The 7,786-nt window shown below is 60.6% G+C and carries 5 protein-coding genes and 1 rRNA gene; 1 reads left to right on the top strand and 5 read right to left on the bottom strand.

Going from position 1 to position 7,786, the window contains the following annotated elements:
- From H5U38_08390 to hisF, 5 genes are all read right to left on the bottom strand, one after another.
- On the bottom strand, window positions 1–1,531 hold a 1,531-nt coding region (locus H5U38_08390), incomplete at its 3' end, for a hypothetical protein (GenBank protein ID MBC7187036.1).
- Window positions 1,532–1,638: 107 nt separating this feature from the next.
- Window positions 1,639–2,682: a LacI family DNA-binding transcriptional regulator gene (locus tag H5U38_08385; GenBank protein ID MBC7187035.1), complete on the bottom strand. Its 1,044-nt coding sequence runs from the start codon at window positions 2,680–2,682 to the stop codon at window positions 1,639–1,641.
- An 897-nt stretch (window positions 2,683–3,579) separates the two neighbouring features.
- The gene (hisD, locus tag H5U38_08380) at window positions 3,580–4,842 is read right to left on the bottom strand and encodes a histidinol dehydrogenase (protein ID MBC7187034.1); all 1,263 of its coding nucleotides are present in this window, start codon (window positions 4,840–4,842) and stop codon (window positions 3,580–3,582) included.
- The gene (gene hisI / locus H5U38_08375; protein MBC7187033.1) at window positions 4,842–6,119 is read right to left on the bottom strand and encodes a phosphoribosyl-AMP cyclohydrolase; all 1,278 of its coding nucleotides are present in this window, start codon (window positions 6,117–6,119) and stop codon (window positions 4,842–4,844) included. The genes hisD and hisI overlap by 1 nt, the downstream gene beginning before the upstream one ends.
- Window positions 6,116–6,868 carry an imidazole glycerol phosphate synthase subunit HisF gene (gene hisF / locus H5U38_08370; protein ID MBC7187032.1) on the bottom strand — a complete coding sequence of 251 codons (753 nt, stop codon included), beginning with the start codon at window positions 6,866–6,868 and terminating at the stop codon, window positions 6,116–6,118. Before hisF ends, hisI begins: the two co-directional genes overlap by 4 nt.
- A 493-nt stretch (window positions 6,869–7,361) precedes the next feature.
- Between hisF and H5U38_08365 the strand changes: the two genes are divergently transcribed.
- Window positions 7,362–7,786: ribosomal RNA gene (locus H5U38_08365) — 16S ribosomal RNA — on the top strand; the annotation flags it as partial.

Here is a 7,786-nt window from a genome sequence, read left to right as displayed (position 1 = left end):
AGGCGGGGGCAGCGGGCCAGGTGCTCTCGCGCATCCACCAGGTGCGCGTGCCATAGTTGTCCGCCGGGTTGGCAAAGGCATCCCCGTCAAACAACGTCGCACTGATGAACAAATCCCCATCACCACGACCCACCGGGTACCCCAACGCCTTCAGGTCAATGGCCAGCTCAAAACTGTACCCCTCGTCAATGTCATTGGCATCGTTCACCGTCGTGTTCGGCTTCAACGCCATCGCCGCCTGCGCCATCTGCAGCGAATCAATCATATAGGCCAAATAGTCCATCACCTGCAACGACCCCAACGAATCCACCCGCACCGTCAACTGCCGCCGCTCCAAATTGTGATCGTCAGGATTCATCACCGCACGATCCTCGATGATAAAACGAATCCCATCCCACATGTCGTACAAATTCATCCCCGTCACCGCCTGATCCCGCACATCCACCCCAAGGTACAACATGTCCCCCTTGAAAAACCACTTCACCGTCGCATCCCCAGGATCCAACACCGGCGCCCGCACCCCCGCAATCTCCGGCTGAAACTGACCACTCCGCCACGGCCCTACCCCCGGATACGACGCCCGCAACTCGTCATCCCCATACCGAATCTCCAAACCCGACGCATTCACCCACACCGCCTCATCCAACCGCCCGTCAATCACCGGATCCGCATAATTCACCCCATTGGGAATCACTACCTCCGGCCCCACCAACGGCACCGGCCCCGAATCCACCGTCACATCCGGCCGCGCATATATCCGCGCCACATCGTACGCCGACGCATTCCCCCACGGCCCACACCACCACGTCCGATTCCCACTAAACTTGTCCGCATTGTGCGGCCAATGCCAATCCGCATCGTAAATCGAGACATTAAACTCCACAATGTCCCCCTCCGGCCGCGTCACATCGTACCCCCGCGGCGTCAAGTTGAACTTGAACTCCACCACATACCCCCTATCCGGCGTGGAATCATCGTTGCTCACCCCATCCACCACCGTCACCGCATCCCATACCTCCCGATCCCCCGACGCCCACCCGAAAAACCCAGGCGACGCCCCCACATTGCCCGTGTTCGGATCCGCCCAACCCTCCGTCACCCACCCGTAAAAATACTCAAACGGCGGCGCAGGACGATCCACCTTCGAATGATCCCGCATGTTCATCAAAAAACCGTCAAACTGATTGAACAACCCTCCCCCCACCGAACTGTCTCGCACCACCGCCGCCATGTACAAATAATTCCCCGATACCAAAAACTTCAACGTCGCATCCAACGGATCGCTCGGCTTCACCCCACTCTCATCCTTCCACCCACTCCCAGGAATCAATCCCGAACTCTTCCCATACTGCAACCGCACCGACTCCGCCTTCTGCCACGAGACCTCGTCCAACCGCCCATCCAACACAATCGGCTCACTCGTCGCCCGCGCCCAAACCACATTCGGACGCTCCAGAGCCTGTGCATAGGCCAGGGTGAAAGATAACACCACCAGACCTACGACCGCCAGCTGCACACGACCCTTGCTCATGACGATTCCTCCAGCTAATTGTGGGACCCTCGCCTGCACCCAACAGGGAGCAGCCATGCCAACACTCCACGACGCACGTCGCACCAGCCCCCAGCTCTCACCTCCTTTCAACCCTGTTCACTACGGTGCCCAATGCAACCGCAAGATTCGCGAATGACCAAACCCGTGGGAAGAACCGTGTTTGCGGTTAGTTGCGTTTCATCCTTATTTTCGATTGCCCGAATCAAGTGCTCGGCTGCTTTGGAACCAAGTTCGGTGAGCGGCACATGGACAGGGGTCCGGGGTGGCCGGATACAGGAAGCCACGTCGATGTCGTCGAATCCTGCGATGGCCACATCATCAGGAACGCTCAACCCATGGTCACGGATGGCACCGTAGGCACCGATGGCCATTTCGTCATTGGCGGCAAAGACGGCGCGCGGCCGCTTGGCCAACCCCAGCAGCATGCTCATCGCCAGGTAGCCAGAGTGGCGGTCGAAATCGCCCCGAACCAGATATGCGCCATTCTCGGCGTCGGGGTCCAAGCCACGTTCCCGCAACGCTTCGCGGTATCCCTGCTCGCGCTTTTCTGCATCAAAGTTGCCGGCCGGGCCACGAATCATCGCCAGGGGTTGGTAGCCATGGTCCAGCAGGTGCTTGGTCGCCAGGTACGCCCCGCGCTGGTTATCGACCAGGATGCTTTGCACCAACCCGCCATTCCACGGGAAGTTGAGTACCACCACTGGCATGCGAAAGCGCGTGAGCGACGACAACGCCTTGGTGCCCAAGAGCGGTTCCATGACGATGAGGCCATCGACGCGCCCTTCGCTCATCAACTTGGCCAGGGTGTGGATCTCATTGCGGTGGCTGTGGGAACAGGAGACGATGATATGGTAACCCTTGCTGTAGGCAATCTCATCGATGCCTTGCAAGAGTTCGGTGAAGAATTCGCCAGATAGATCGGGGAGGATGACACCCAGAAGGAAGGTCTTCTTTACGGTGAGGGCCCGGGCGATGAGGTTCGGGGTAAAGTCCAGCTCACGGGCAGCCCTTAGCACACGCTCACGGGTCTCGTCGCTCACCGGCGCGCTGTCATTAAGCACCCGCGAGACGGTGGCAGGGGAAACCCCGGCTCGTGCGGCAACAGTCCTAATGGTTGGCCGGTTGCTCATCGCGCCCTCTGCCGGCTAATACATGCAGGGTCTATGTAACCGGTTCCTGCGGCCGCCCCAGGCAACCGCAAAACGTGCTGCTGCCTGCTGTGAAACCGATTTCATGGCGTAATATAACCACCTCGACGCAATTTGTCAAGAGAAAAATCGCGCCGAACCAGAATTTTTCGTGCCACCCGAGGTTTGGACCCTATCCCAAGCACACGCCCCCTCACGAGTCCGAGGCCAAGCCCCACGTTTCTGCCCGCAGGGGTGAAACCAGGGAGGCGGAGAGGGGTGGATCTGCACGACAGCTTAGCCTAACAGAGGCAGACCCGGCGTCGCTGGCAGACCGCCTCTCGTGGGGAGATGCACAACCTGCATGCGCACCGTAGCAAATGGATGGGGTCTCGCCCGCAAGTTGCGTGGACATTGCAGGCGGTGCGATGACCGCAAAAAGCCTTCCATTGGCTTTCACCAGCGACCAAAAACCCGGCAAGAGCTGCCAAACCGAGCAGCGCTCGTGCGGCAGGGTAGGTTGATGGAAAACAGGATATGGCTCTACCGGAAGTCGGTAGCGATTGCTCGAGGGCAGTTCACGTCAGTTATCCAAGCGGGAATAGCAAGGAAGATTCACAGGGTTCATACGCGGGATACCGCGCGAGTGTCCTGAACCACCGAGACGCTCGCTGACGACATTTGCCCGGCAATGCGTCCTGCAGGAGACCTGCGGCAAGATCCATAAGGTTACCCTCTCCCCCTCCAGCGGTTAGAGGGTTCATCTCGAACTTCCGGGAGGTTGCTTACCCGCGTCCCCTTGGCCGCATGCCCCTCCTGAAGGACTGCGATCGCCCCTTGGCAGCGAGCCCTTCCCCTTTGCCTTTGCGTATCGACAAAGGCAAATGCAAACGAGGCGCACTACCTCCCTCGCACCTGCAGGGACCTGGCGTGTGCCTCAAGACCCTCGGCCTGCGCCAGCTGCACCCCGTCCTCGATGGGGCCGCTCGGCGGGTTCCCTTCCACCTTGAGGACGGTCTGCACCTTGACAAAATCGCGCACGCCGAGTCCCCCGGTGTATCGCGCCGCGCCGTTGGTGGGCAAGACGTGGTTGAGGCCACTACTATAGTCGCCCAACGCTTCGGCGGCTCCGGCGCCCACGAACAGCGAGCCAAAGTTGCGCAGGCCGGCCACGTAAGGCTCCACATCCCTCACCTGCAGTTCCAGGTGCTCAGGAGCACGGCGGTTGGCAATGGCAATCGCCTCCTCCGGAGAACGGGCAAGTACAATGAGCCCATTGCGTTCTACAGCGGCTTTCGCCACGGCAGCGGTGGTCAAGCTTGCCACCTGGTGCGCCACCTCTGTGCGCACCCGTTCGGCCAAGCGTGCGCTGGTCGTCACCAGCACCGGGGATGCGTCTGGATCGTGCTCGGCCTGGGCCAAGAGGTCCGCCGCCACGATTTCCGCATCCGCCTCCTCATCCGCAATGATCAGCACCTCGCTCGGGCCAGCGACAAAGTCGATCCCCACCTGCCCGTACACCTCCCGTTTGGCAGCCGTCACAAAGGCGTTCCCCGGACCCACGATTTTGTGCACGGCGCGCACACTCTCCGTCCCGTAGGCAAGTGCGGCTATTGCCTGGACGCCGCCAATGCGATAGACCTCGTCAGCCCCGGCCAAGTCGGCGGCCACCAGCAGGGCCGGATGCACTGACCCTCGGTAGGTCGGCGGCGAGCAGACAACCACCTCTCTGACACCAGCCACACGCGCCGGCACAACGCCCATGTACACCGACGAGATAAGTGGGAAGCGCCCACCCGGCGCATAGACACCCACCCTCTCGATGGGCACGACGCGTTGCCCAACGAAGAGGCCCGGCTCGACTTCTATGTCAAAGTTCTGGTAGTCTGCCAGCTGCCGCTCGCAGAAAAGGCGCAGCCGCTCTATGCACCGCCTTATGGCTTCCACCAGGCCCTCGGGCACCTGGGAAAATGCCCTTCGGATCTCCTCTTTCTCCACACGAAAGCTCTCCAGCTGAACCCCGTCATAACGGAGGGTCAAGGCACGCACGGCAGTGTCGCCGTGGAGCCTCACTTCCTCAAGCAGGGGCCGCACGTCTTGCACTGGCCCACAAGGGCGCTGATAGAAGCTCTCGCCAAGCTGCTCTGCGTGCACGATGCGCATCAATTTCCCTTATCCCTCTTTGCCGGACGCCGACCGGAAAAACGCCGCCGTCGAAGCTCCCGGAACACCTCTTCCAGCGATACCTTTTCCCTGGCCAACAGCACCGTCAGGAAGTAGAGCACATCTGCTGCCTCCCAGACGATCTCGTCGCGCGTCTCGGCGTCGACGACCTCGCCGACCTCCTCGAGCAGTTTTGCCCGCACTTCGGCGTCAGAGAGGCCAGCCGTGTACGAGCCCGGCATCGGATTCGCCAATCTACTCAAGACCACTTCCTGGAGCTCCTCCAGCGAAAAGCGCCGCCCGCCAAAACAGCTGTAGTTGCCGGTATGACAGGCCACAGCGTGCTGCGCCACGGTGAAGAGCAACGCGTCACGGTCGCAGTCCATCCGCGCACGCAGGAGGCGCTGCACGTTGCCGGAACTCTCCCCTTTCATCCAGATCTCCTGCCGGGAACGAGAAAAGTAGCAGGCATTGCCGGTCGCGAAGGTGCGCTCCAGAGATTCACGACTGCTGTAAGCGAGCATCAGTACTTGTCCGGACTGGTCGCAGGCAATGGTGGGCACCAGCCCTGAGCTCCAATTCACCGCCGCGCTGAAAGCCACAGGCAGGCTCATGGTGCCTGTGTAAATGGCCATGCCCAACTGTACGTGCGCGTTCAAAGTCGAGATGCGGGCCACTTCATCGGGCGAGGCAATGCCGCCGGCGACGGTAACCGGTATGTGCGCCCTTCCCACAACCTCACGTATGAGATCGAAATCGGTGCCTTGCATGAGGCCTTCGTGCTCCACGCAGGTGAACAGGAGTTCCCCTGCGTATGCCTGCAGCGGCTCGATGACCTCTACCACGCTCAGCCCGGTACGGTGGCGCCAACCTTTGGTGACCACCTCGCCCTTGTAGGCGTCGATGGCGACAATGACCTTCTCCCTCCCCACGGCATGAGCGAGCTCCCGCAAGAAGGCCTCATCAACCCCAGTGGACGTGAAGGCCCTGGTGCCCACGATGACTTTCCCCGCCCCCGCGCCAATGGTGCGCACCGCCTTTTCGACGGAGCGCACGCCGCCCCCCACTCGACAGTCGGCCACGGCGCAAAGTTGCCGCACGAGTGGTTCGTTGTCGCCTGTGCCAAAGGCAGCGTCCAGGTCGATGACCGCCACCTCCCCATAGCGGTCAAACTCCCTGGCCAAGGCAATCGGATCATCGCGTTCCAACGCCTTTTCTCGTCCTTGACGGAGCTGCACAGCCTTTCCGTCACTGAGGTCAATAGACGGGATGATCATCGAATGGGCACACCTCGCGCTTTCAGATACTGCTTGATATCCGCAATGGTGAACTCCTGGTAGTGGAGGAGCGAGGCAACGAGCACCGCATCTGCATGTCCTTCCGCGACGGCCTCGTAAACCTGTTCCAACGAGCCCGCCCCTCCTGAGGCGATAACAGGGATGGACACAGCATCAGCCACTTGCCGCGTCAGCTGCACGTCATACCCGAGGCGCGTGCCATCCCTGTCGATGGAATTGAGCAAAATCTCCCCGGCGCCGCGCCTTTCTGCCTCCTGCGCCCACGCCAACGCATCGATGCCCGTGTCGACCCTCCCCCCTTTGGCAAAGGCGTGCCAGCCTCGCCCCACGCGTTTTGCGTCGATGGACACGACGATACACTGGGAGCCAAATCGCGCTGCGCCTTCGTTGATGAGCTCCGGTCTCTCCAAGGCGGACGTGCAGATGGCCACTTTGTCGCCCCCCGCATTCAGAATGTCCCGCATGTCTGTAATGGTGCGGATGCCGCCCCCGACCGTAAGCGGCACGAACACCGAGTCCGAGACGCGTTCCACCACGTTGACCATCGTGCGCCGACTCTGGTAGCTGGCAGCGACGTCCAGCAAGATGATTTCGTCCGCGCCCTGTTCTTCGTACATCATGGCCAGCTCCAACGGGTCGCCGGCCCGGCGTAACTGCTTGAATTTGATTCCTTTCACCACCTGCCCATCTTCCACGTCCAGGCAGGGGATGATCCGCACGGTGAGCATCGTCTTTTTTCTCAAAAACTTGCGCGCTGCATACTGCTCGAAAACGGCCGAAGGTGTTCTTGTCCCTGGGAAGGCTCTGCCTTCGCCGGTGTCACGCATGGCTCCCGTTGGGCGAAAAGATAGCAAAGTGCGCGGTGGAAAACAAGAATCATTTTGGTACAGGATCACCGGTCAGGCTCCCGCACCCGGTGGCAGGTCGTTGTCGAGGGTAAAGGCTGGTCCGCTTCCGGACGCGCGGGGTGCTGACCACTTTGGGGGTTTGTGGGGGCGGCAGCCAAGCGTGGGACAGGTGGCTAGGAGCAGGCACCGCCGCAAGGTGGAGCAAGTCAAAAAATTTTTCATTTTCGGAAAAAAAACCTCTTGACAAACAGTGGTTGGTTTTGTATATTAGCTTCGCTCAAGACGAAAGACTTGAGCTTGTTCTTTGGCAACAGCGTGCATGGCCCTGTCGTTCGTGGGTCTTCAATCATGCGACGAAAAAGGAAAGAACTCTACAACGGAGAGTTTGATCCTGGCTCAGGACGAACGCTGGCGGCGTGCCTAACACATGCAAGTCAAGGGGAAAGGGAATCTTCGGAATCCCGAGTACACTGGCGGACGGGTGAGTAACACGTAGGTAACCTGCCCCGAGGACTGGGATAACCCCTCCAACGGGGGGCTAATACCGGATGAGGTCCCTGCGGCGCATGTCGCAGGGATCAAAGCTGTCTCGATTCGTCGGGATAGCGCCGCGGGATGGACCTGCGTCCCATTAGCTAGTTGGTGAGGTAACGGCTCACCAAGGCGACGATGGGTAGCCGGCCTGAGAGGGTGTCCGGCCACACTGGGACTGAGATACGGCCCAGACTCCTACGGGAGGCAGCAGTGAGGAATATTGCGCAATGGGCGAAAGCCTGACGCAGCAACGCCGCGTGGGTG

The organism is Calditrichota bacterium (assembly GCA_014359355.1).
Lineage (GTDB): Bacteria > Zhuqueibacterota > Zhuqueibacteria > JANLFK01 > Oleimicrobiaceae > Oleimicrobium.
The sequence above is the reverse complement of the archived record's forward strand: the minus strand, read 5'-3'. Positions and strand labels throughout refer to the sequence as shown.